At 69.5% G+C, this 20,506-nt stretch carries 17 protein-coding genes and 3 tRNA genes; 14 read left to right on the top strand and 6 right to left on the bottom strand.

Features of this window, described 5'->3' with window-relative positions; all coding sequences use genetic code 11:
- Positions 1–61: 61 nt before the first annotated feature.
- From larB to ACGFIO_RS36490, 4 genes are read left to right on the top strand one after another with little or no spacing between them, the layout of a single operon-like run.
- On the top strand, positions 62–748 hold the full coding sequence (gene larB, locus ACGFIO_RS36505; RefSeq protein ID WP_392833877.1) for a nickel pincer cofactor biosynthesis protein LarB: 687 nt from the start codon (positions 62–64) through the stop codon (positions 746–748).
- Positions 745–1,944 carry a nickel pincer cofactor biosynthesis protein LarC gene (gene larC / locus ACGFIO_RS36500; RefSeq protein WP_392833874.1) on the top strand — a complete coding sequence of 400 codons (1,200 nt, stop codon included), beginning with the start codon at positions 745–747 and terminating at the stop codon, positions 1,942–1,944. Before larB ends, larC begins: the two co-directional genes overlap by 4 nt.
- The gene (locus tag ACGFIO_RS36495; RefSeq protein ID WP_392833872.1) at positions 1,941–2,759 is read left to right on the top strand and encodes a hypothetical protein; all 819 of its coding nucleotides are present in this window, start codon (positions 1,941–1,943) and stop codon (positions 2,757–2,759) included. Before larC ends, ACGFIO_RS36495 begins: the two co-directional genes overlap by 4 nt.
- Before the next feature lie 18 nt (positions 2,760–2,777).
- Positions 2,778–3,590 carry a hypothetical protein gene (locus tag ACGFIO_RS36490; protein ID WP_392833870.1) on the top strand — a complete coding sequence of 271 codons (813 nt, stop codon included), beginning with the start codon at positions 2,778–2,780 and terminating at the stop codon, positions 3,588–3,590.
- Here ACGFIO_RS36490 and ACGFIO_RS36485 read toward each other — a convergent pair.
- The gene (locus ACGFIO_RS36485; RefSeq protein WP_392833867.1) at positions 3,577–4,143 is read right to left on the bottom strand and encodes a hypothetical protein; all 567 of its coding nucleotides are present in this window, start codon (positions 4,141–4,143) and stop codon (positions 3,577–3,579) included. The genes ACGFIO_RS36490 and ACGFIO_RS36485 overlap by 14 nt on opposite strands.
- A 260-nt stretch (positions 4,144–4,403) precedes the next feature.
- Here ACGFIO_RS36485 and ACGFIO_RS36480 point away from each other — a divergent pair, with 260 nt between their 5' ends.
- Positions 4,404–4,850 (top strand): hypothetical protein, encoded by a 447-nt coding sequence (locus tag ACGFIO_RS36480; protein WP_392833865.1) that lies wholly within the window; start codon positions 4,404–4,406, stop codon positions 4,848–4,850.
- A 63-nt stretch (positions 4,851–4,913) separates the two neighbouring features.
- Here the strand turns inward: ACGFIO_RS36480 and ACGFIO_RS36475 are convergent, their stop codons facing one another.
- Positions 4,914–5,531 carry a TetR/AcrR family transcriptional regulator gene (locus ACGFIO_RS36475; protein ID WP_392833862.1) on the bottom strand — a complete coding sequence of 206 codons (618 nt, stop codon included), beginning with the start codon at positions 5,529–5,531 and terminating at the stop codon, positions 4,914–4,916.
- Between the two features lie 123 nt (positions 5,532–5,654).
- Here ACGFIO_RS36475 and ACGFIO_RS36470 point away from each other — a divergent pair, with 123 nt between their 5' ends.
- Positions 5,655–6,059, top strand: coding sequence for a Dabb family protein (locus ACGFIO_RS36470; RefSeq protein ID WP_392833859.1), 405 nt, complete (start codon positions 5,655–5,657; stop codon positions 6,057–6,059).
- A 9-nt stretch (positions 6,060–6,068) separates the two neighbouring features.
- Here the strand turns inward: ACGFIO_RS36470 and ACGFIO_RS36465 are convergent, their stop codons facing one another.
- Positions 6,069–6,941, bottom strand: coding sequence for a hypothetical protein (locus ACGFIO_RS36465; protein ID WP_392833856.1), 873 nt, complete (start codon positions 6,939–6,941; stop codon positions 6,069–6,071).
- A 276-nt stretch (positions 6,942–7,217) separates the two neighbouring features.
- Here ACGFIO_RS36465 and ACGFIO_RS36460 point away from each other — a divergent pair, with 276 nt between their 5' ends.
- From ACGFIO_RS36460 to ACGFIO_RS36450, 3 genes are all read left to right on the top strand, one after another.
- On the top strand, positions 7,218–8,174 hold the full coding sequence (locus ACGFIO_RS36460) for a hypothetical protein (RefSeq protein WP_392833854.1): 957 nt from the start codon (positions 7,218–7,220) through the stop codon (positions 8,172–8,174).
- Between the two features lie 210 nt (positions 8,175–8,384).
- Positions 8,385–9,521 carry an FAD-dependent oxidoreductase gene (locus tag ACGFIO_RS36455; RefSeq protein WP_392833852.1) on the top strand — a complete coding sequence of 379 codons (1,137 nt, stop codon included), beginning with the start codon at positions 8,385–8,387 and terminating at the stop codon, positions 9,519–9,521.
- Positions 9,522–9,531: 10 nt separating this feature from the next.
- The gene (locus ACGFIO_RS36450) at positions 9,532–13,131 is read left to right on the top strand and encodes a BTAD domain-containing putative transcriptional regulator (RefSeq protein WP_392833849.1); all 3,600 of its coding nucleotides are present in this window, start codon (positions 9,532–9,534) and stop codon (positions 13,129–13,131) included.
- Between the two features lie 136 nt (positions 13,132–13,267).
- Here ACGFIO_RS36450 and ACGFIO_RS36445 read toward each other — a convergent pair whose 3' ends face one another.
- Positions 13,268–14,899, bottom strand: coding sequence for a VWA domain-containing protein (locus ACGFIO_RS36445; RefSeq protein WP_392833847.1), 1,632 nt, complete (start codon positions 14,897–14,899; stop codon positions 13,268–13,270).
- Positions 14,900–14,991: 92 nt separating this feature from the next.
- The gene (gene eis / locus ACGFIO_RS36440) at positions 14,992–16,167 is read right to left on the bottom strand and encodes an enhanced intracellular survival protein Eis (RefSeq protein WP_392833845.1); all 1,176 of its coding nucleotides are present in this window, start codon (positions 16,165–16,167) and stop codon (positions 14,992–14,994) included.
- Between the two features lie 146 nt (positions 16,168–16,313).
- On the opposite strand from eis, the gene ACGFIO_RS36435 reads away from it, so the two are divergent.
- The 5 genes from ACGFIO_RS36435 to ACGFIO_RS36415 all read left to right on the top strand — a co-directional run bounded on the left by ACGFIO_RS36435 (position 16,314) and on the right by ACGFIO_RS36415 (position 18,911).
- Positions 16,314–16,386: transfer RNA gene (locus ACGFIO_RS36435), tRNA-Gly, on the top strand.
- Positions 16,387–16,425: 39 nt separating this feature from the next.
- Positions 16,426–16,496 (top strand) — tRNA-Cys (locus ACGFIO_RS36430).
- A 15-nt stretch (positions 16,497–16,511) separates the two neighbouring features.
- Positions 16,512–16,586: transfer RNA gene (locus tag ACGFIO_RS36425), tRNA-Val, on the top strand.
- A 311-nt stretch (positions 16,587–16,897) separates the two neighbouring features.
- A complete protein-coding gene (locus ACGFIO_RS36420) occupies positions 16,898–17,809 on the top strand; it encodes a hypothetical protein (RefSeq protein WP_392833843.1) in 912 nt (303 codons plus the stop codon).
- A 148-nt stretch (positions 17,810–17,957) separates the two neighbouring features.
- Entirely contained in the window at positions 17,958–18,911 is a 954-nt protein-coding gene (locus tag ACGFIO_RS36415) for a restriction endonuclease (RefSeq protein WP_392833840.1), read from the top strand.
- Between the two features lie 120 nt (positions 18,912–19,031).
- Here the strand turns inward: ACGFIO_RS36415 and ACGFIO_RS36410 are convergent, their stop codons facing one another.
- A complete protein-coding gene (locus tag ACGFIO_RS36410; protein WP_392833839.1) occupies positions 19,032–20,018 on the bottom strand; it encodes an abortive infection family protein in 987 nt (328 codons plus the stop codon).
- Positions 20,019–20,506 lie beyond the last annotated feature (488 nt).

Below are 20,506 nucleotides of genomic sequence, written 5' to 3'. Positions count from 1 at the left end.
GACGACCACGGTCCAACTCCTATCGAGACGGGGAGCGATGGCTCAAGCTAACCACCAGGGGGTGTCCCGGTCACCTGTCGATGATCTCGGTTACGCGAGGCTCGATGTCGACCGGGCCACCCGCACCGGCGATCCGGAGGTGGTGTTCGGGACGGGCAAGACGCCCGAGCAGATCGTCGGCGCCCTCGCCGCGCTGCACCGGGCCCACCCCGATCGGGCCGTGCTCGCCACCCGCCTGTCGGCCGAGGCGGTCGCGCGGTGCCGGGCCGAGCTGCCCGGGGCCGAGCTCGACGAGGTCGCCCGCACGGCCACACTCGGACCGTTGCCCACGCCGGTCGGGGTGGTCGCCGTGGTCGGCGCGGGTACGGGCGATCTGCCGGTCATGTCCGAGTGCGCCAGGACCGTCCGGGTCTTCGGCTCCACGCCGGACATGGTGGTCGACGTCGGCGTGGCCGGCCTGCACCGCCTGCTGGCCGAACGGGACCGGATCGACGCCGCCGACGTGGTGATCGCCGTGGCCGGCATGGAGGCCGCGCTGCCGTCGGTGATCGGCGGCCTGACCGGCACCACGCTGATCGGGGTGCCGACCAGCGTCGGCTACGGCTGGAACCTGGAGGGCGTCACCGCCTGGCTGGCCATGATCAACAGCTGCGCCCCCGGCATCGTCACCGTCAACGTGGACAACGGGTTCGGCGCGGGCGTGGCAGCCGCCCGGATCGCCCGCCGGTTGGGGACACTCCCGGCATGAACCTGCTCTGGGCAGACCCGTCCAACGGGGCGGCCGGCGACATGCTGCTCGGCGCGCTCCTCGACGCCGGCGCGGACCGGTCGGTGGTCGCGGCCGGGCTGCGCGCGCTGCGGGTCGAACCGATCGAACTCCAGGCCACCGAGGTACGCCGCCACGGCTTCCGCGCCACCAAGGCCGACGTGACCGCGCCCGAGACCACCACCCACCGCGGGCTGCCCGACCTGCTCGCGATCATCGGAGCCGCCGCGCTGCCCGCCGCCGCCCACGACCTCGCCGCGACCGCCTTCACCCGGCTGGCCGAGGCCGAGGCCCGGGTGCACGGCATCCCAGTCACCGACGTGCACTTCCACGAGGTCGGCGCCCTGGACGCCATCGCCGACGTGGTCGGCTGCGCGCTCGCCCTGCACGACCTGGGCCTGCTCGCCCCCGGCGCGGTCCGGGTGGTCGGCCCGGTCGCCGCCGGTTCCGGCACCGGCCGGTCGGCCCACGGCCGCATGCCCCTGCCCGCCCCCGCCGTCCTCGAAATCCTGACCGCGGCCGGCGCCCCGATGGCCGCGCACCCGGCGACCATGGAGCTGTGCACCCCGACCGGCGCCGCCCTGCTCGTCGCCCTGGCCACCGCCTGGGGCCCGCCGCCGGCGATGACCGCCCGTGCCGTCGGCGCCGGCGCCGGCACCCGCGACCCGGACACCCACCCCAACATCCTCCGGGTGCTGCTCGGCACCGGCGCCGGCGCCGCGGCCGCCACCGACTGGTCGGCGACAGAGCTGAGTCAGATCGAGGCCACGATCGATGACCTGGACCCCCGGGTCTGGCCTGATCTGCTGGAACGGTTGCGCTCGGTCGGTGCGGCGGACGCCTGGTGTACGCCCGTGCTGATGCGCAAGGGCCGGCCCGGCCAGGTGCTCACCGTGCTGGCCGGCGAGTCCCGGATCGACCTGGTGTGCCGTCAGATCTTCACCCATACGACGACGCTAGGTCTCCGAATCCACGGTGTACGCCGCTTGCACCTTCGCCGCGACGAGGTCAAGGTCACTGTTGCCGGGCAACCGGTGGCGGTGAAACGTGGATACCTGGGCCCCGACCTGGTGACCGTGCAGCCGGAGTACGACGATGCTCTGGCCGCGGCGACCGCGACCGGCCGGCCCGTCGCCGACGTGATCGACCAGGCCCGGAGGGAGGCAACCGAGAAGTGACAGAGGTGCAGGAGAGGACGACGGACTTCGACGTCCGCGCGTTCACCAAAACCGCACAGGGCCCGTTCCGGGCCGAACTCGACCTGGCGCCGTTCGAGGCCGAACCGCTCGCACCCGCCGACCGCGAGCTGGTTCGTTTCCTCGGCCGGGTCGAGGGCGCCACCATGGAACACCTGCGCGACGTGCTGATGACCGCCACCCACAAGGACGCGCGGGTCACCGCCTTCCTGGTGACCTGGGCGTACGAACGGTCCTGGATCGCCGACGCGCTGGACGCGGTGCTCGAGGCGCACGGCGACCCGCGGGCGCGGGCGGCGGCCGAGGGCGAGGCCCGCAAACGCTGGGGCGAGCGGCGGGCGTGGCGGGGGCCGCTGTGGCGCACGGTGATGGCGATCGGGCAGCGGGACGCGATCGTCGGGGCGCACATGGCGGCCGGGCTGATCGACGAGTGGGTGCTCGGGGCGGCGTACCAGACTCTGGCCGAACGCGCCGGCAACGGCGCCCTGGGCAAAGTCATCGACCGCATCGCCTCGATCAAGCGCCGGCACGAGGAGTTCTTCGCCGCCGAGACCCACCGGCGCCTGACCACGTCCGAGCGGGCCCAGCGGCTCGCCCGGGGCGAGCTGCGGCGCGCCGTCTGGCCGATCGGCTCGCTGCGCCGGGCCATCGCCGACCGGCGCCGGTTCCACGAGGTGGTCTTCGGCTCGGCCGCCGGCCGGGCCCGGGCCGAGGCGATCGGCCGCAAAGTCGCGGCGATCGCGGGTCTCACCGAACGCATCGGTGCGAAAATCTCCGCACGACTTCGGAAACGATAGATAGGTAGCGTCGCGACCATGGCCTTCGACATCGACGAGTACGCGGCCGGCTCCCGCGCGGTCCGATGGGACGACCTCGACCTCGACCACTTCCGTGACCACCCGTTGCCCGCCGACACGTTGCGCACCCTGCGCTACATGACCGACGTCGAGTACCACACCATCTGCTACACCCGTGACCTGCTGACCACGCCGTCGCACACCGACGACGACGTCGCCCGGTTCATGATCACGTGGAACCGTGAGGAGTTCTGGCACGGCGAGGCGCTGGCCTCGGTCCTGCGCATGCACGGCATCGAGATCGGCTTCGACCAGCTGCGGGCCAACCGCCTCAAGTTCGGCTGGCGCGACTATCTCGACCCGGCCGGCCAGTCCACGCTGAGCCGCCTGGTCGGCAAGGACTTCATCGCCGTGCACATGTCCTGGGGCGCGGCCAACGAATACACCGCGGTCTCGGCGTACAAGCGGATGGCCGCCCTGGAATCCGACCCGGTCCTGTCCGAACTGCTGCGCCGCATCGCCCAGCAGGAAAGCAAACACGTCGCGTTCTACGTGTCACAGGCCCGCAAACGCCTGGCCGCGAGCCGCAAGGCCCAGATCATCACCCGTTTCCTGCTGGACAAGGTCTGGCAGCCGGTCGGCTCGTCGATCCAGCCCCGCGAGGAGGTCACGTTCGTCTTCGGCCAGCTGATGAGCGGCGAGGCCGGCATGGCCGAGGCCCGCCGCCTGGACACCAGCATCAGCGCCCTGCCCGGGTTGTCCGGCCTGCGGATCTTCCAGAACTCGTTCAGCCGCCTGCTCTCCGAGCAAGCAACACCTACTTCGGCGTGAACGAGGTCCAGTCCGGGGCCGCCTCACCGTCGGTCCTCCGGTAGTAGTCGGCCGCGGCCTCGCGCAGCAGCAGCACGGCCGCGGCGGTCAGGGCGGCGAGCACGAAGAACGCGAACACGCTGTGCACACCGGGATACCAGCCGGACAGCAGGTCGGTACGCGCCCGTACCAGCTCGGCCGGCTCCCGCCCCTCGCTCCAGGTCGGTCCCTCGGCCGGGGCGGCCAGCCCGCACCCGAGCAGCGCCCAGGCGACCACGGCGGTCACCAGCGCGGCGGCCCGCGCCCAGCGCAGCGGGAACCGCACCATCCGCCCGAGATAGCCGGCGACCAGCCCGACCACCACGGCCGACCCGGTGTCGAACCCGATCGCCCGCCCCACCTCCGCGGCCGCGTCGTCGGCGTCTCCCCCCGCGGCGGCCAGCGCCCCGGTGTAGGCGTCGGCCGAGCCACCGTCCAGATGCAACCAGGCCAGCACCCCCGCCACGACCAACGGCACCGCCAGCACCGCCGCACCGAGCAACAGCCGCGACGCCCACCGGACCACGTTCGGCATTCCGCCTCTCCCCCCGTCGAAAGCGGTCGGACTTTAGCGAGTCGCGACCTCCACATCAACCGAAAGAATCCGCCTCCGGCCACGGCCCTGATTCATCAACGCCGACGCCTGGCGACGAGCCGCCGTTCGGTCACCCAGCTCGTCGCCGGAATGTTCGTCCGGGAGACGCATCGGAACCGACGGAACCTGGCGCACGCGGCGATGGTGGTGGCTGGAGCAGGCCTTCCGAGGCCATTGACCGTGCCCTATCGTCTGTGGGCGTGAACCTGAAGCTGCAGACCCGCGCGTTCGAGATCGTCGCTCCCCGCCTCCAGCCCGGCGAGACGCCGCTGGCCGCCGCCCGGGCGATGGTCGGCAAGTTCGGCGGTAGCCGCATGGGCACGGCGCTCAAGCAGGGTCTGCTGCTCGAGGCCGGCGGCGCGATCGGCGCGCACCTGGCGTCGGCGGCGGCCAAGCAGTTCCCGGTGGTCACCGACCGGCGGATGTTCTTCCTGCCGCAGACGTTCCTGGGCGGCCCGGGCAAGACCCTGCTCGGCGAGATCCCCCGCGACCAGGTCCGGCTGGTCGAGGTGCAGATGGGCTTCATGAGCCTGCTCCGCCTCGGTTTCGGCGACGCCGGCGACGGCATCTCGCTGACCTTCCCGCGCTCGGACAAGAAGAACGCCCAGCTCCTGGTGGACGCCCTGCAGTCCGCCCCGGTGGTCTGACGGATGTCTGGTAACCCGGTGATCGTCTGTTTCGGACGGGGTTGATGGTCTTTGGGTGCGGGATCAGATGCCCTCTTGGCCGTCGGCTTCTGGTGGGCCAGTGCGCCAGCCGAGAAGAATGGCGCGGAGCGTTCGCTGGGCGAGTCGCTGTGCGCGTTCGGTGCCCACCGTGTCGAGCTGGCCGAGTGAGGCTATTCCGTACAGTGTCCCCCAGATGATCTCGCACGCCTCGTCGGCGTCGGCCAAGACGACGTCATGGGCGTCCGACCAGTTCTTGATCAGTGCTTTGAGGACTTCGATAACGGGCTCCGCCGCGCGCCGGCGCTCGTGCGCGTTGACCGTGGTGCCGTTCATGACCTCGTAGAGGTGGGGGTGTTCGCCCGCGAACCGGACGTAGTCGGCCGCGATGCGCAGCATGCGCCGGTCGATGTCGGGCTCGTCGGGGGCCTGCTGAAACACGGCCGCCATCAGGCGGTGGCCGTGCGCGACCAGCTCCAGCACGAGCGCTTCCTTGTTCGCGAAGTACTGGTAGACGACAGGCGTGGTGTACTCGGCGTCGGTCGCGATGCGCCGCAGCGTCAGTGCCGCGGCGCCCTCGGTTTCGAGCACGTTCAGCGCGGCCCCGACGATTTTCTCGCGGGTGCTCGCGCGTTCGCGGGCGCGTCTTGCACTGATCGGCATGGTCTGTCACTTCGCTTCGATGGTGTCCTCGGACACTAGCCGCCGCCCTTGACGGCCCTGTCATGGCGTCGCTAACTTAACGACGTAAGAAGTCCTGACGTCGTCAACTTAAGGGTGTAGGTCATGATCTACCACATCAATCGAGCCACGATGAAGACCACCGCGACGCGCGAGCAGATCGAGGCGGCGCTGGAGAGCTGGCGCGAGCAGGGGCGGTCGAACCCTGCGATCAAGTCCTTCATCGTGGGCCGCGACCACGGCGGCGACTTCGAATACAGCGCGGTGTTCGCCGTCGAGGACCTCGACGGGCTCTTCGAGTACCTGACGCACCCGACCACCTATCAAACCGACGATCTCGGGCTGAACCTGGTCGAGCGGCTCGAGATCTTCGACGTGAGCGACGACGACGACCCCGAGCTGAACGCGAAGATTCAGGAACTGCACCGGCGTCGCAACGAGCTCAATCCCGAAGTCGCCGGCATGCTCGCCGAGGTGCCGGCCTACACCGGCTCCGGCGTGGAGAACTGACCGGCCGGGTCAGCGGGAGTCGGCGATCGCGCGGTCGCCGTCGAGGGCGGCCAGCAGCCGGCGCAGCGAACGGATCGCCGACCGGACCTCCTGCAGGCAGTGCGCGAGCGTGAACCGCACCTGGAACCCGTTGGACAGTTCGAAGCCCGCCGGAACGCCGATCGTCTCGACCGAACAGCCGGACCCGAGACCCAGCTTGCGGACCGCGTCGAAATGCTGGAACGGCACGTAGGGCTCGGTCGTCACGATCAGGACGCGGCCGTGCGGGCCCGGGTCGGCGGCGCGCCAGGCGTCGTACGTGTCGGCGGTGTTGGCCCGCGTCGTGCCCTCGTCGCGAATGGCGCGGACCACGTGCACCGGGCCGACGCCGAACGCCGCCCGCGAACCCGCGGCGATCGCGTCGGCCTCGGTGTGGCCGGCGGCGCCCAGCTCGGCCAGGAACTCACGCTCGACCTCGATCAGCGGCCGGTCGCTGCCCAGCGCCGCGACCCCGCCGACTCGCAGGCCGCCGGCGATCAGGGCCGCCGCGAAGGCCGGCCGGGTGACGCAGGCCGGTGCGCCACCGCCCAGGATCAGCATGCGGTCGTACGCGCCGGCGGCCGGTGTGGTGCGCCCGGCCAGCCCGAGCTCACGCAGCGACGTGGTGATGGTCGCGGCGACACCCGGCTCGAAGGCCTGCGGTCTCATCGCCGAGCGTTCCCGGCCGGCCCGGAAATCCCACTCGGCCGCCGAGAAGTCGTCGAGCCAGGCCAGGGCTTCCCTCGTACCCGTCGCAGGGATCTGGGCCCCGGAGATGGCGACCAGATCGCGCAACTCGGGCGAGAAGACCCACTCCCGGGCGGAACGTTCGAGGTCGTCGGTCCCGGCCGTGAAGGGATTCACCCGGCCATCGTATCGGGTGATCCCGACCTATCGGACGGGGTGTCGCGGGCGGTGTCATCAGGTTTACGCTGACGCCAGCCGGATCGATGGGCATCTTTTCCAAAGGACCGTCCATCGTGGTCGAGCGCGACGCGATGGCTCGGTCCGGCCGCACGGGGGAAGCGGAGCTGTTACATGCCGTCCAGGGCGCGCGAGGACGCGTGCCCGCGGTACGCACGGGGGTGTGCTGCCGCTTGACCGGCTGCTTACTGCGAGCAGTCTTCTGGAGGAAGCGCTGTGTCTCGGAAACCTGTCCGGAGATTGACCATGTTCGCGGCCGCGCTGGCGGCGAGCGTGCTGACCGTCATGGCTGGCCCGGCCGCACCGGCGTCGGCCGTCCCGCACCCGCCGCCCCCGCCCGGCACCGTGGTCACCCAGGGCGTTTACCCGCTGCGGGCCTCGTACGGCAACGCCGACCTGAGCTCGGTCCGCGGCTGGACCGTGAGCTGGACGGTGCCGGACATCAGCAACAACGCGTGGGGCGTGGTGGGCCAGTGGTTCTCGAACATCGAGGGCGGCATCTACCACACCGACACCGAGGGCTGGTGGGTCTACTACTACGGTGACGACAACGGCCTGACCGGCAACAACCCCGACTGTTTCGTGTCCTGGGACACCGGCGGCCACTGCCAGAACTGGGGCGCCAACCTGCCGGTGGGCAAGCAGGTCACCTTCACGTACGAGTACTGCAACGCCAGCAAGGCGTTCAGCGCCAGCGGCCCGTACATCTGCCTGTACGTCAACATGAACGACGGCGTCGGCAACCGTTACCTGATGCAGGACCTGCCCCGGGCCGAGGGGCCGGAGATGTACACCCACGACATCGAGACGTTCGCCGACTCGGGCGCGACCGAGCCGGTCGTCTCCTGCACCAACCCGACCAAGATGCTGGGCCAGAAGGTACGCATCAACAGCGGCGCCTGGACCAACCTGTCCGGTTCGGCGTTCAACTTCGTCGACGAGCAGACCAACTACGAGTACCGCAACGTGGCCTACACCTCCAGCCCGGCGACATGGCAGACGTGCAGCCCGCCGTCGAACGCCTGCCCCGGCCCGATCTGGACGCCACGCAACGGGTACGCGGTCAACAACACGGTCTACTGGAACCAGCGCAAGTACAAGGCGCTCGTGGCCAACACCGGCGTGCGCCCCGGCACCAGCACCACCACTTGGCAGGACCAGGGCACCTGCTGACCTGGTAGCGCCCGATGCGTGTTTGTGCTCAGAGCGCTCTGAGCACAAACACGCATCACCGTGCCGTTGAGCGCCCGGCCGTCGCGGGCCGTCCCGCCGTGTCCACTACCTGGACACCCTCGATCTCGCGCTGTACCCCCCCGGCCGGGCTCTCACCCCGTGTCGGCGGCATGTCGGCGCCGTGTCGGCGGCCCCATCCAGCCTTTCGGCATGGCAATCACCGACATTCCCGTCACCATCGCCGGCGCCGGCCTCGGCGGCCTCACCCTGGCCCGCGTCCTGCACCGGCACGGCATCCCGGCCGTCGTCTACGAGGCGGACGCCTCGCCCACGGCCCGGGCCCAGGGCGGCATGATCGACATCCACGACTACAACGGGCAGCCCGCCCTCGAGGCGGCCGGCCTGATGAACGAGTTCCGCGCCCTCGTCCTGCCCGGCCGCGAGGCCTACCGGGTCGTCGGCCGCGACGGCACCATCCTGTTCGACAAGGCCGACGACGGCTCCGGCGGCAGCCCCGAGGTGCAGCGCGGTGCGCTGCGACAGATGCTGCTGGACTCGCTGCCGGCCGACACGGTGCGCTGGGGTCACAAGATCAGTGGGGTACGCGCCCTCGGTGCCGGCCGCCACGAGCTGACCTTCGCCGACGGCCGCGGCGTCACCACGGACCTGCTGGTCGGGGCGGACGGGGCATGGTCGCGGGTCCGCCCGCTGCTCTCCCCGGCCACCCCGCGCTACAGCGGCCGCTCGGCGATCGAGACGTTCCTGTTCGACGGGGCCACCCGCCACCCCGCCGCCGCGCGCATGGTCGGTGGCGGCTCGTTGTTCGCCTTCGACACCGACGAGAGCGGAAAGTGGTTCCTGGCCCACCGGGAGAGCGACGGCAACCTGCACACCTACCTGGTCCTGTCCCGGCCGCTGGACTGGTTCGCCGGCATCGACTTCACCGACCCGGCCGAGGCCATCCCCCGGATCGCCGGCGAGGTCAGCGGCTGGGCCCCCGAACTCACCGCGCTGATCACCGACAGTGACACGGCCCCGGTGCACCGGCCCCAGTTCGCCCTGCCGATCGACCACCACTGGGACCGGGTCCCGGGCGTGACCCTGATCGGCGACGCCGCGCACCTGCAGCCGCCCGACGGCGAGGGTGGCAACCTGGCCATGCAGGACGGCGCCGAGCTGGGCGCGGCCATCGCCGCCCGGCCCGGCGACATCGAGGGCGCGCTGACCGCGTACGAGCAGCGGATGTTCCCCCGCAGCGCCGCCTCTGCGGCCGAGGGCGCGGCCTTCAACCAGGTCCTGATGAGTGACGACGCGGCCCGGAAACTGATCGAGGTGTTCGCCGGGTGATGATGGGGCCGTGCGGATCACGACGCTCGGCCCTCTGGCGGTGGACGGCCGGCCGGTACGCGGCGACCGGCTGGCCGCCGTGCTCCGCGAACTCATCGAGGCGCGGGGCCGCACGGTCTCCACCGGCGCGCTGGTCGCCGCGGTGTGGGCAGGCGACCTCCCGGCCGACGCCGTGGCCGCGGTGCAGGCCCTGGTCGGCCGGGTCCGCCGGCTCGGCGTACCGGTGCTGGCCGCACCCGGCGGCTACCGCATCTCGGTCGGCGCGGTCGAGGTCGACGCGGTCCTGGCCCGGACCCTGACCGAGCACGGCCGGAAAGCGCTGGCCGACGGCGAGACCGCCCCCGCCCGCGATTGCGCCGACCGGGCGCGGGCCCTGTTCCCCGAGGTCCCCGACCTGTCCGCCTCCGCCGTCGCCCGCCTGTTCGGCGACGTGGTGACCCTGCGCGCGGAGGCGGCCCTGGCTGGCGGTACCGACGCCGGGGTGGCCGATCTGCGCATGCTGGTCACCCGGGTGCCGCCCGACGAGGCGGCCGCGGCGCTGCTGGTCCGCGTGCTCGCCGCGCAGGGCCGCGACGCCGAGGCCCTCGACCTGGTCGAGCAGGTGCGGGCCGAGGTCGCCGACCGGTACGGCGCCGACCCGTCACCGATCCTGGCCGAGACGCACGTCGCCCTGCTGCGGGGTCAGCTCGTGGCCACCCGCCCGAGGCGCCCCGGCACCCTGCCCGCGACCTGGCGCCGGGCCGCGACCCCGCTGGTCGGCCGGGACGCGGACGTCGCCGCCGTCGGCCGGGCGCTCCGGTCGGCGCCGCTGGTGACGATCGTGGCGACCGGCGGCGCGGGCAAGACCCGGCTGGCCGCCGAGATCGCCCGCGCGGCCGCCGGCTCCGGCCCCGTCCACGTCGTCGAGCTGGCCGGCCTCCGCTCCCCCGCCGAGGTCCGGCCCGCCGTTCTCAGCACCTTCGCCGACCTGCGGCCGGCCACCCAAGCCGCCCCCGGCGACGCCCGACCCACCACTCGAACCGCCCCCGGCGGCCCCCGTCCCACCGCTGAGACCGCCCCCGACGACATGCGGCCCGCCGCTGACGCCGCCCCCGGCGACACCCGACCCACCACTCACGCCGCCCCTGGTGACGCCCGGCTGACCGGCCAAGCCGCCCTTGGTGATCGCGTCGAGCTTGACGGGCTGCTCGTTCTGGACAACTGCGAACATCTCCTCGACGCGGCCGCCGCCGTGGTGACCGACCTGCTCGCCGTGGCGTCACCCGAGTCGCGAGTGCTGGCCACCAGCCGGGCCCCGCTCGGCCTGGCCGGCGAGTTCGTGCACCGGCTACCCGCACTGCCCGACGACGAGGCGCTGGTCCTGCTCGAATCCCGGGTTCGCGCGGCCGGATCCACTCCCACGTGGCCCCGGGACCGGGCGCTGGCCCTCTGCCACCGCCTCGACAACCTGCCTCTCGCCCTCGAACTGGCCGCTGCCCGGCTGCGCCACCTCCCGATCGCGGACGTGCTGGCCGGCCTGGACGACCGGTTCACCCTGCTCGACGACGCGCTGCGTGGCCTGCCGGAACGGCACGCCGGCCTGTGGGCGACGGTCGACTGGAGCCGTGCGCTGCTCGCCCCGGCCGAGCAGGACCTGCTGGAACGGCTGGCGGTGATCCCCGCCCCGTTCACGTCGGCCCTGGCCGCGGCCACGGCGGGCGACTCCGACGTACGCCGCGGCCTGTCGAGCCTGGTCGACCAGTCCCTGCTGCGCCTGGACGGGGACCGCTACCGCATGTTGGAGACGGTCCGCGAATACGGCCAGGCCCGCCTCGACGACGACCGGACCCGGCCCACCGACGGTCAGATCGAGCCCGTCGACCGCCCGGCCCAGCCCACCGACGGCCTGACCCGACGCGGCGACGGCCACGCCCGGCACAGCGACGACCCGGGCCGGCTCGACGACGACCGGACCCGGCGCAGTCACGATCTGGTTGGGCTGGGTGAGCGGCGGGCGGCGGCCATGGACGGGCTGGTCGGCTGGGCCGTGGAGCGGGCCGTCACGCTGGCCGGTGAATTCATCGGGCCGGGGCAGATCGCCGCGCTGGCGACGTGTGCGGCCGAGCAGGAGAACCTGATCACGGCCGTGCGCTGGGCGCTGGAACAGGACGACGAACCGGCCGCGGTCGACGTCGCCACCGCGTTGTTCCAGCTATGGACGGTTCGCGGGCGGCATGCCGAGGCGAGTGCTCTGGCGCGTACCCTGCTGAATCTGGACGACCCCACCGCCCGCCGCCGGTCGGCGATCGTGCGCGGCCGCGCCGCCGGCCGTCCCCTGCCACACGCCGATCGCCTCGCCTGGCTGTGCGTGCTGATCGCGGTCAACGCCGGCAGCACCGGACCGGCCCGGCTCATCGCGCTGGCCCGCCGCGCCCTGCGGGTCCTGCTCCTGGAACGTTCCACGGAGGTGTCGGCGCGGGCAGCCGCGCTGGCGGCGGCGTTGCCGGGGCTGGAGCAGGCCGACCCGGACCGGAGCCTGGCCGACGCCGCGGTGCTCATCGCGCGCTCCGACCCGTACCTCCAGGGAATGGGTTTCTTCGTCCGTGCCGTACTCACGCCGCAGAACGGGGCCGGCGACGCCGAGCTGGCCTACCGCCGATTCGAGGCGATCGGCGACCACTGGGGCATGGGCATGGCCGCGCACGCCGCCGGGCACGCGGCCGGCCGCGAGGAGTGGCTGCGCCGCAGCCGGCAGCACATGGAACTGCTCGGCGCGGCCGAGGACGCCGAGGCCACCCGGGTTCTGCTCGACACGCAGCTGGCCCTGGCCGGCGACGCCGAGGCCGGGCACCGGCTGCGGACGACGGCGGCGTCCGACGAGCCCGACGCCGCCCAGGCCCGGCTCGGCCTGGCCGAACTCTCCCTGCACCACGACCGCCCGGACGAGGCACTCACCCACGCCGAAGCCCTGATCTCCACCACCCGGGATCCGGCCTTCCGCATCGCCCAGGCCGTCATCCTGCTGTGGATCGCCGCAGCCCGGCCCGCCCCCTCCGACCCGGCGGCACCGAACCAGATCGCCACCGCGCAGCCCGCGCCCTCCGACCCGACGGCCCAGGATCAGATCGCCACCGCGCAGCCCGCCACCTCCAACCCGGCGGCCCAGGACCAGATCGCCACCGCGCAGCCCGCCACCTCCAACCCGGCGGCACCGAACCAGGTCGCCGCAGGGCAGCCCGCGCCCTCCGACCCGGCGGCACGGGACCAGATCGCGACCGCGCGGCCCGTGCCCTCGGATCTGGGCGCGCGGGCGGCCGACGCCCTTCGTCTGGCCCGGGCCGAGGTGCTGGCCGCCCACGACCGCCCGTTGCTCGGGGCCTGGGCGATGGGCGGGGCCGAGCTGGCCGCCTTCCACGGCGACGCCGCGACGGCTCGAGAACTCTGGGCCATGGGTACGCGCGCCGGCGCCACCATCAGCCGTTTCTTCCCGCAGGGCCGTGGCGCCCGCCTGGCCGCCGCTCTGGGCGACGACGCGACCCGCGAACCGCCGCTGGCCGAGGCCGCCCGGCTGACCGGCGCCGCCCTGCACACCCGCATCACCGCCCGGATGGACGCCCTCCTGGTCCCGTAGCCTCAGCCGATGTCCGCCGAGATCGTCGTCGAGACGCATGCCCTGACCGTCGGCCGGCAGGGAACGGGCGCCGGCGGCCGGGACGCTCGAGCCGGCCACCTCCTGCTCGCAGAACAGAGATGCGGGGAGCCGCACCTCAGTGGTGCAGGCCGCCCGCCGCGACGTGGATGAACACCGCCGACACCTCGTCGGCCGAGCGCAGGACGTCCACGTAGCCGGCCACCGGCCCGAGCGCGTTCTCGACCACCTTGGCCTCGCCCGCGTCGCCGAACGTCACCACGCTGAGCAGCACCGGCCGCCGCGGGTCGGCCGCCTTGCCGAGGGCGGTGGCCAGCTGCGCCGCGGTCAGCGACTTCTCGTCCGACTCGTTCTTGCCGTCGGTGAAGACCAGAACCTGATTGGGTACGCCGGACCGATACGAATCCTGGGCCGTCCGGTACGCCGCCAGGATCGTGTCGTACAGCCCGGTCCCGGTCTCCTGGGCGGTGAGCTTCCCGACCGCCGCCCGCAACTCCCGCCGATGACTCCCGGTCAACCCGCCCACCGCCAGCAACTGCTTGTAGTCACGGCCGCCGTCGAGTTCGCTGCCGAACTCCCACAGCCCCATCCGCGAGTCGTCCGGCAGCAGCCCGCCGATCGACTGCACGCCCTCGCGCACCAGCGCGATCCGGGACTGCCGGGAGCCCGGGGTGGCGGCCGCCATCGACCCTGACACGTCGACCACGACCAGCAGGTCGGTACGCCGGTCGGCCGGGTACCAGGTCGCGAAGACGTGGTCGACGTTGTGCGCGGCGAGCACCCCGAGCGGCTCGGCCGACGGCGCGGGAAGCGATCCGATCGCCGCCCGGGCCTGTCCCGGCGTACGCAGACCGGCCGTTTGAATCTGACTCTCGGCCCTGGTCAGCCGCAGCCGGAGCCGCTCGATCGCCGCCGACCGGGCCGGATCGGTGAGCGCCTGGGCCAGCGGGAACCAGGTGAACCGCAGCATCGCGGCGTGATCGGTGCCGGGCAGGATCGCCGGCCGAGCCGCACCGTCGCCGAGGGCCTTTCGCAGCGCGTACTCCGGAACAACCCCCACCTCACCCGGCGTGACCGGCATGGCCGTCTCGTCGCCGGTGACGATCCGGGTGCGGTGCCGGGCCCGGGACAGCCACAGCGCCGACGCGTCCATGTCCTTGGCCAGCCACACCGCCTCGGCCGGGGCGCCCGCGCCGAGCATGCCGTCGCCCGAGCTCTGCGGGTCACGGATCACCAGGCGCACCGCGCGGTCCTGGTCGGCCAGCTGGGACAGGGCGAGCCAGCCGCCACCCCGGGCCTGGATCTTCGCGCCGGTGGCGTCGTCGGTGACCATGTAGAGCGGGCTGGTGGCCAGGGTCGCGCCCGCGCCGGCCAGCGGCGGCTGAGCCAGGTTGAGCCGGCCGGCCGAGCCCGCCCAGGCCGCGTCGTCCGGGATCCAGACGTCGGCGCCGACCTCCTCGGCCTTGGCGATCGCGGCCCGGCCGTCGGCCACGGTCAACTCCACGCGTACGCACGCGTCGCCGTTGTCGAGTTGCGGTCGCAGCGCGTTCAGCACCGGCGCGAACGACGAAGCAGTGACCACCCGCACCGGATTCGCGCAGCCGAGCCGTGTGGTGTTGCCGGCCCGCTCGGCGCCGTCCCCGCCGAGCGCGGCGACGCCACCGGCCACCGCCAGCCCCGCGACCGCCGCGACCCCGACCGCGGGCAGCACCCACCGATCGAAGCCCCACCCCGCGCGATGCTTGGCCATTTTGTTCGTTCCGTCCCTCGTCAGAGGCCCCGCCAGGCCCCCGAATGCGCTCCGATCATGGCCACTTCCGGAACGTGCTGACAAGACCGCGTTCAGAAATCGGCGAACAGGTACGGCAGCTCACGCGGGAACAACGCCCGCAACGCATCGACGGCCGTGTACTCGATCTGCCCGAGACCACGGGTCATGACCTCGACCGGGTCGAGCACCCCGTACACCAGCGCACTGAGCCCAGCCACACTCAACCGCGCCCGCGGCGCCCCACCGGTGGTCACGCTGAGCCGTCCGCCTTCCCCCACAAGCCGATGTACGCCGGCCACGAACGGATCATCGACCACCTCGACGGTGACGTCCCCGTCCCCCGCCCCCATGCCGTCGAGCCCCCGCATGTCCAGCACCCTGGCCATGGGCCCGCCGTGCGTAGGAAAATCCACCAGCCCTTCCAGCGTGACCTCGAGGTCGGTCCCCCACAGTTCCGGAACCGCATCCGGCCCGACCCACACCGAACACCGCCGCACCTGATCCACGTGCCGAGCCAGAAACTGAAGCAGAAGCGCCCGCCCCAGCGGTCCCGTGGCCAGCAGATGCCGCCCGTCCAGCTCATCCCCGAAGTTCGTGATCTCGTACGGAAGTGCCCCCAGCACCTCGCCGTCGTCCCCCCGCGCGACCGCCAGCCAGACCTCCGCCTCCCCGAACTCGGCCGTACGCAGTTCATCGAAGAGCGCAAACCCGTGGGTACGCTCACAAACCCGTTCAAGCACCGTCAGGTAGTCGGCAAACCCCTCAGCATTGGTACGCAGCTCCACAGTCCCCGGCAGCTCAACCCGCGGAAGCCCCTCGGGTGCGAACCCCACCCGCCGCCGCCGAGGCATCCCCACAAACCCGAACCGCGCGTAGAAGGAAGGCCGGAACGGATAGAGCGTGCTGACCACAGCCCCTTGATCCCGCATCTGCTCCAGCAGCCGCCACAGCAACTCCCGCACATACCCCCGACGCCGGCTCTCCGGATGCGAGGCGACCGACGCGACCCCCGCCATGTCGACCACCCGCCCCCGCACGTTCTCCCGCATAGGAAACGCCGCCACACAGGCCCGCGCCCCCACCCCTTCTTCCTCACCCACCAGCGTCGTCACATGCTCGAAGTACCGCATCCGCCGCCGATACTTCTCCCGAAGCTCGCCAAACTCCCGAGTCGGCTCAAACGCGTAGGCAGTAAGCGGAAACACCACATCCGCCCGCTCCGAGGCCCCAACCTGACGGATTCTCATGCCCCACATCTAAGCCTGCCCCCACATGGCCTGCGAGTTTCCGCAGGTCGAAGGGCACACGACGCGCCGGAGGTACCCCGGTTTGGCAGGGGGTGCGGGGACCGGCTAAAGTTTCTTCCTGTCAGCGGGGAACACCCCACAGACAAGCGGACGTAGCGCAGCTGGTAGCGCATCACCTTGCCAAGGTGAGGGTCGCGGGTTCGAATCCCGTCGTCCGCTCGGAGTGGCCGCCACAGGTTACGCGTGCGGGGCCGACTCGGTGGAGTGGCCGAGAGGCGAGGCAACGGCCTGCAAAGCCGTCTACACGGGTTCAAATCCCGTCTCCACCTCGGCAACAAGCCAGAGGGCGATTGGCGCAGCGGGAGCGCGCTTCCTTGACACGGAAGAGGTCACTGGTTCGATCCCAGTATCGCCCACCAGCTCAGAGGCCATGTCCGATCGATGGACATGGCCTCTTCTGCTCCCCGAGTGACTAACTGAGTGACTACGACCTGCGAAGGCGACATCGTGCGCCGTCCGCCGAAGGCTCGCTGCCAAACGTCGCAGACATCGTGACCGTCGCCGCGACGGAACATCACATATCGCCTGGCGTAGCCAGCGCCTCGAAGCAGGTTGCCTGATGTGACCCTAGGGCTGCAACGTCGCCGGCGACAGGCGGCCTTACAGTTGATCACTTCGGTCCCGGCGCACGGGATTCTACTTTGTGCAGTGGCCCATTAAGCTGGCAGACATGCTCGCTGAAATTCTCGTAGCGGACCAGACTCCTGCTGGATCATTGCTCGACAACAAGCTACTTCTTGCGGTCGTGACTGCGATCCTTGGATTGGGCGCCGGGTATTTACTTAAGCAGGTCCGCGACAGGAACGACGAGCGAAGGCAACTGTCGTGGGACTCCGAGATTAACACTCGGCTCATTGAGATTGGCACGACAAGCAAAGAGAAGGTCAAGATTCTATATGGCCCATCCGAGACGCCTGTCGATGAACTCGCGAGCATACGGCTCCGGGTAACCAATACGGGCAACCGGGCCATCAAAAATCAATTCCTTCGCCTCCGGTTTCCCGATAAAGCAAAAGTGCTGGAGTTTCGGCCCGAGCCGAAACCTGAGCCGGAACTGAATGTCGATGATGTTTCGGACTTCGAGGCGTTGGCAATCGAACGCCGATATCAGATCGGACATCTCGAAGTCGGCCAGTCGGTTAGCTTCTTACTCGTCGCGGATGGCGGCGATTGGACGCGATGGTCGAGCATTTACCCGTTCAACGAAGAGGGCGATGTGGAATTCGTCCGGCGGGATGCTGCACGTACTAAAGAAGACCAGGAGCACGTAAGTAGCTTCTGCTTTTGGTTCTTTGCATTTGTGATGCTTGCTTCGCTGATGGCCGCTCTTCCAATACCTCCGTACTATCTCCTCCCCCTCGTGCCCATCCTGTTGGTACCTGCCGCCTTCGTTCTTGCCCACCTTCGACCCGTTAGTAGGTTGTTCGAATCTCTGGCTGCTACTTTCCTGAACAGCCGAGAGTCGGGAGAGAGCCGGCAAGCGATTCATTCGCACGGCGAACGATCCTTGGCGTTTGGGAGGGTCACAGGAGGCGTGCATGTGTACCCTGCGACGAGCAGCGAAAGCCAATCGACATCATGAAATTCCAGCTCGCGTTCACAAGCGGCGCGAATTCGCTGATTACAAAGATCACAAGGAAGCTACGCAAGGGGGCTGGCTTCCGGAGTCTCTGCACATGATGGATAACGCTAGTGGCAATAGAGCGGCCCCCAAGTGAAGGGGTGATTCGTTGTCGGATGCAGCTTGGCACTTCACGCCGGACCTTGTTGACCGGGTCGTTGAAACAATTCCGGTGCTGGTCAAATCAAAGCAGCAGACTCTGGACTTCTTTCGCGGTTCCGGTACACCTGAAGCCCTGCTTGATGACTTGAGGCGCCAGCTCGGCAGTGATCCACAGTCGGTCAGCAAGTATCACATCACGCGTACAGTTGTCAGGCGGCTCAATGAGGGCGGCGACGAGCTTCTCGCCGCCAGACGCGAGCTAGTCAAAAGAATTACGCAGTGGGAAGACTTTTCCCTGTCGTGGCCGAACGATCAAGACAAGGCGCGAGGTTTGGTCGCAGCCGTCCGGCAACTGGTAAATGCTCGAGACGCATTCACTAGAATGCAGAACGAACGCGATCAGGAACGGCGTGCGCATATTGAACAGCGGAATCAAGAGTTAGAAAGGATGGCTGTCCGCCGCGCCGAACGAACGCGCATTCGCAACCAGATCGTAGGCGCAAAGGCGGAATCGAACCCTCAGCGAAGGGGTAAGATGCTTGAGTTGATCTTGTCTGACCTCTGCGCTGTAGAAGGAATTCAAATACGTGAGCCATTCGAAATTCGAGACGGCGGCACCCCGGAAGAGCAGATCGACGGAGTAATTGCGGTCGACGGGATTCTCTACCTGGTCGAGGTCAAGTGGTGGAAGGGTCCTATCGACATCAACGCAATGTCGCAGCATCCCCTCAGGCTGTTTCGTCGTCCCGATGCGCGAGGTCTATTCATCTCCGCGTCAGGATACACTGATCCAGCCGTTAAGGCCTGTAAAGACGTACTTGCCCAAAAGTTGATGGTGTTGGCCGAACTTGATGAGATCCTCTTCCTGCTCGAAAGTGATCGATCGCTCGGTAGCTGGCTTCGCGAGAAGGCCACAATTGCTGTAAACGAGCGAGAGCCGTTACGTATAGTGGCCTCTTGAGTGGCCGAGGTTGCGGGTAGGCGAAGGTAAACCCATTCTCTACGCAGTGGGACGTCACCGCATAAGTTCAGGGTTGAGAAGTCATGGCCAGCATCGGCGCGTGCCGCCGACATCGACGAGTCAGCGCGGAGCCCGGTCGGTCATCTGTGCGATGATTTCAGCCCAGGCGGATTGGGCTTCTACGGTCGGCAGGATGGAGGCTATTTCTTTCATTGCGGATGCGACGGCCGCCCGCAAAGAGGAATCTTCTGCGAATTGTGGCGACCAAGTCGCCGCCCGTATTTTTTGATTGAGTGACTGCAGGATATCAGATGCATTCGGAAGCGCCGAGATAATGTTTGCCGCCTGACCAACGCCTCTTTGATCTGGATCTACCAAGCCGTTTCGATCAAGGAAAAGTCCTTCAGTCACGCCCGCCCGATAATGTTCTGGCCAAGTATGTAGACTTGCGCTGGCGGCACATGCTGTCACGCCATCTTCCCTGACAACGAACGTTCCGCCCATTGCTCTGTGGGCCACCGCTAGCCCAATCAATCGTTGATCGTTCGAATCGAGAGTGGCCAGATTCGCTGCCTGAAGACGCTCAGTGAGCTTCCCTCGCCTGAAAGTTCCGCGACCTAGATCTGCAGCAAATGTTGCTGGCGAACCCAGTATAAATACACCCAGCCGCCGCAATGCCCATCGCGACCAAAGAACCGCTCCGTCAACGGCTACAAACGCGAGCTCTTCTGCGATTTCTGGTGAAGCAGCGCGGCCATGCCCCGTGCCGTACCTATTACGGATCTCTGGAAGCTGCGCTGCGATCGTCTTTGCGCCTTGCGCTATGTTGCGGATCGTCGGATCAGACGCTAGGCCTTGACCGGGCTGCCGGACCAGCGCGATATGAGCACGGTTTAAAACAGAGGGCAGCTCTTCGTTGCTAGCGACTGTGTCACCGCGCGCGCTCAGTACGACTCTGGCGGTCGATTCAACAAGCTCCTTCGCCGTGCCAATCGCGAGCGAAAGGTCCTCGCTCGTAACCGCGGCCGCCAACCGCGCACGGCAAGCCTCGATGGCGTCCCATGCGTGATCTTCGAGGCCGGTCGGGCGGTGCAGCTCGAACTCCACAACCCGATTATGCCAACTCTGGCCGGTCGGGCCTAATGGCCGAACGTCGCCGGATGACCCGGATCGCCAATTACACCGTCACCATCGCCCACGCCAAGGTCACCATGCCGACCGGCATCGAATCCCATGGCGGCCGCCTGTTCGCGACCACGTGTGGCCCTGCTGCAACACGGAAGGCGACTACCAACCGCATCTGTCGCGCCACAGTTGCGGCAGATCCGGATAACGGCCGGCGGTCTGGTGGCTCGGCAGTCAGGCAGCATGATGAAGATCACCCAGCCGCCCGACGCGGACGGCGAACCACTGCCGTGAATTCCGTCGTATGGGCATGGACTTGACTCGATGATGGGCCGACGCGTGCTGGCGGTCGCGGCAGTGGCCGCTCTGATGATTGCCGAGCCGGCCGGTTGTTCGACCGGCAAACAGACTGGTCATGCCACGTTTCACGATGACCATGAGGCCTCGATGGACGGTATGCCAGGCATGCA

The sequence above is a fragment of the Actinoplanes sp. NPDC049265 genome (assembly GCF_043197135.1).
Lineage (GTDB): Bacteria > Actinomycetota > Actinomycetes > Mycobacteriales > Micromonosporaceae > Actinoplanes.
This window is presented reverse-complemented; position numbering and strand designations above follow the sequence as displayed.

Coding starts and splice junctions, on each gene's coding strand:
- ACGFIO_RS36455 (WP_392833852.1), top strand. CDS start 8,385: ATGGCAATCACCGACATTCCCGTCACCATCGCCGGCGCCGGCCTCGGC.
- ACGFIO_RS36475 (WP_392833862.1), bottom strand. CDS start 5,531: ATGCCGATCAGTGCAAGACGCGCCCGCGAACGCGCGAGCACCCGCGAG.
- ACGFIO_RS36485 (WP_392833867.1), bottom strand. CDS start 4,143: ATGCCGAACGTGGTCCGGTGGGCGTCGCGGCTGTTGCTCGGTGCGGCG.
- ACGFIO_RS36490 (WP_392833870.1), top strand. CDS start 2,778: ATGGCCTTCGACATCGACGAGTACGCGGCCGGCTCCCGCGCGGTCCGA.
- larC (WP_392833874.1), top strand. CDS start 745: ATGAACCTGCTCTGGGCAGACCCGTCCAACGGGGCGGCCGGCGACATG.
- ACGFIO_RS36445 (WP_392833847.1), bottom strand. CDS start 14,899: ATGGCCAAGCATCGCGCGGGGTGGGGCTTCGATCGGTGGGTGCTGCCC.
- eis (WP_392833845.1), bottom strand. CDS start 16,167: ATGAGAATCCGTCAGGTTGGGGCCTCGGAGCGGGCGGATGTGGTGTTT.
- ACGFIO_RS36420 (WP_392833843.1), top strand. CDS start 16,898: ATGCTCGCTGAAATTCTCGTAGCGGACCAGACTCCTGCTGGATCATTG.
- ACGFIO_RS36470 (WP_392833859.1), top strand. CDS start 5,655: ATGATCTACCACATCAATCGAGCCACGATGAAGACCACCGCGACGCGC.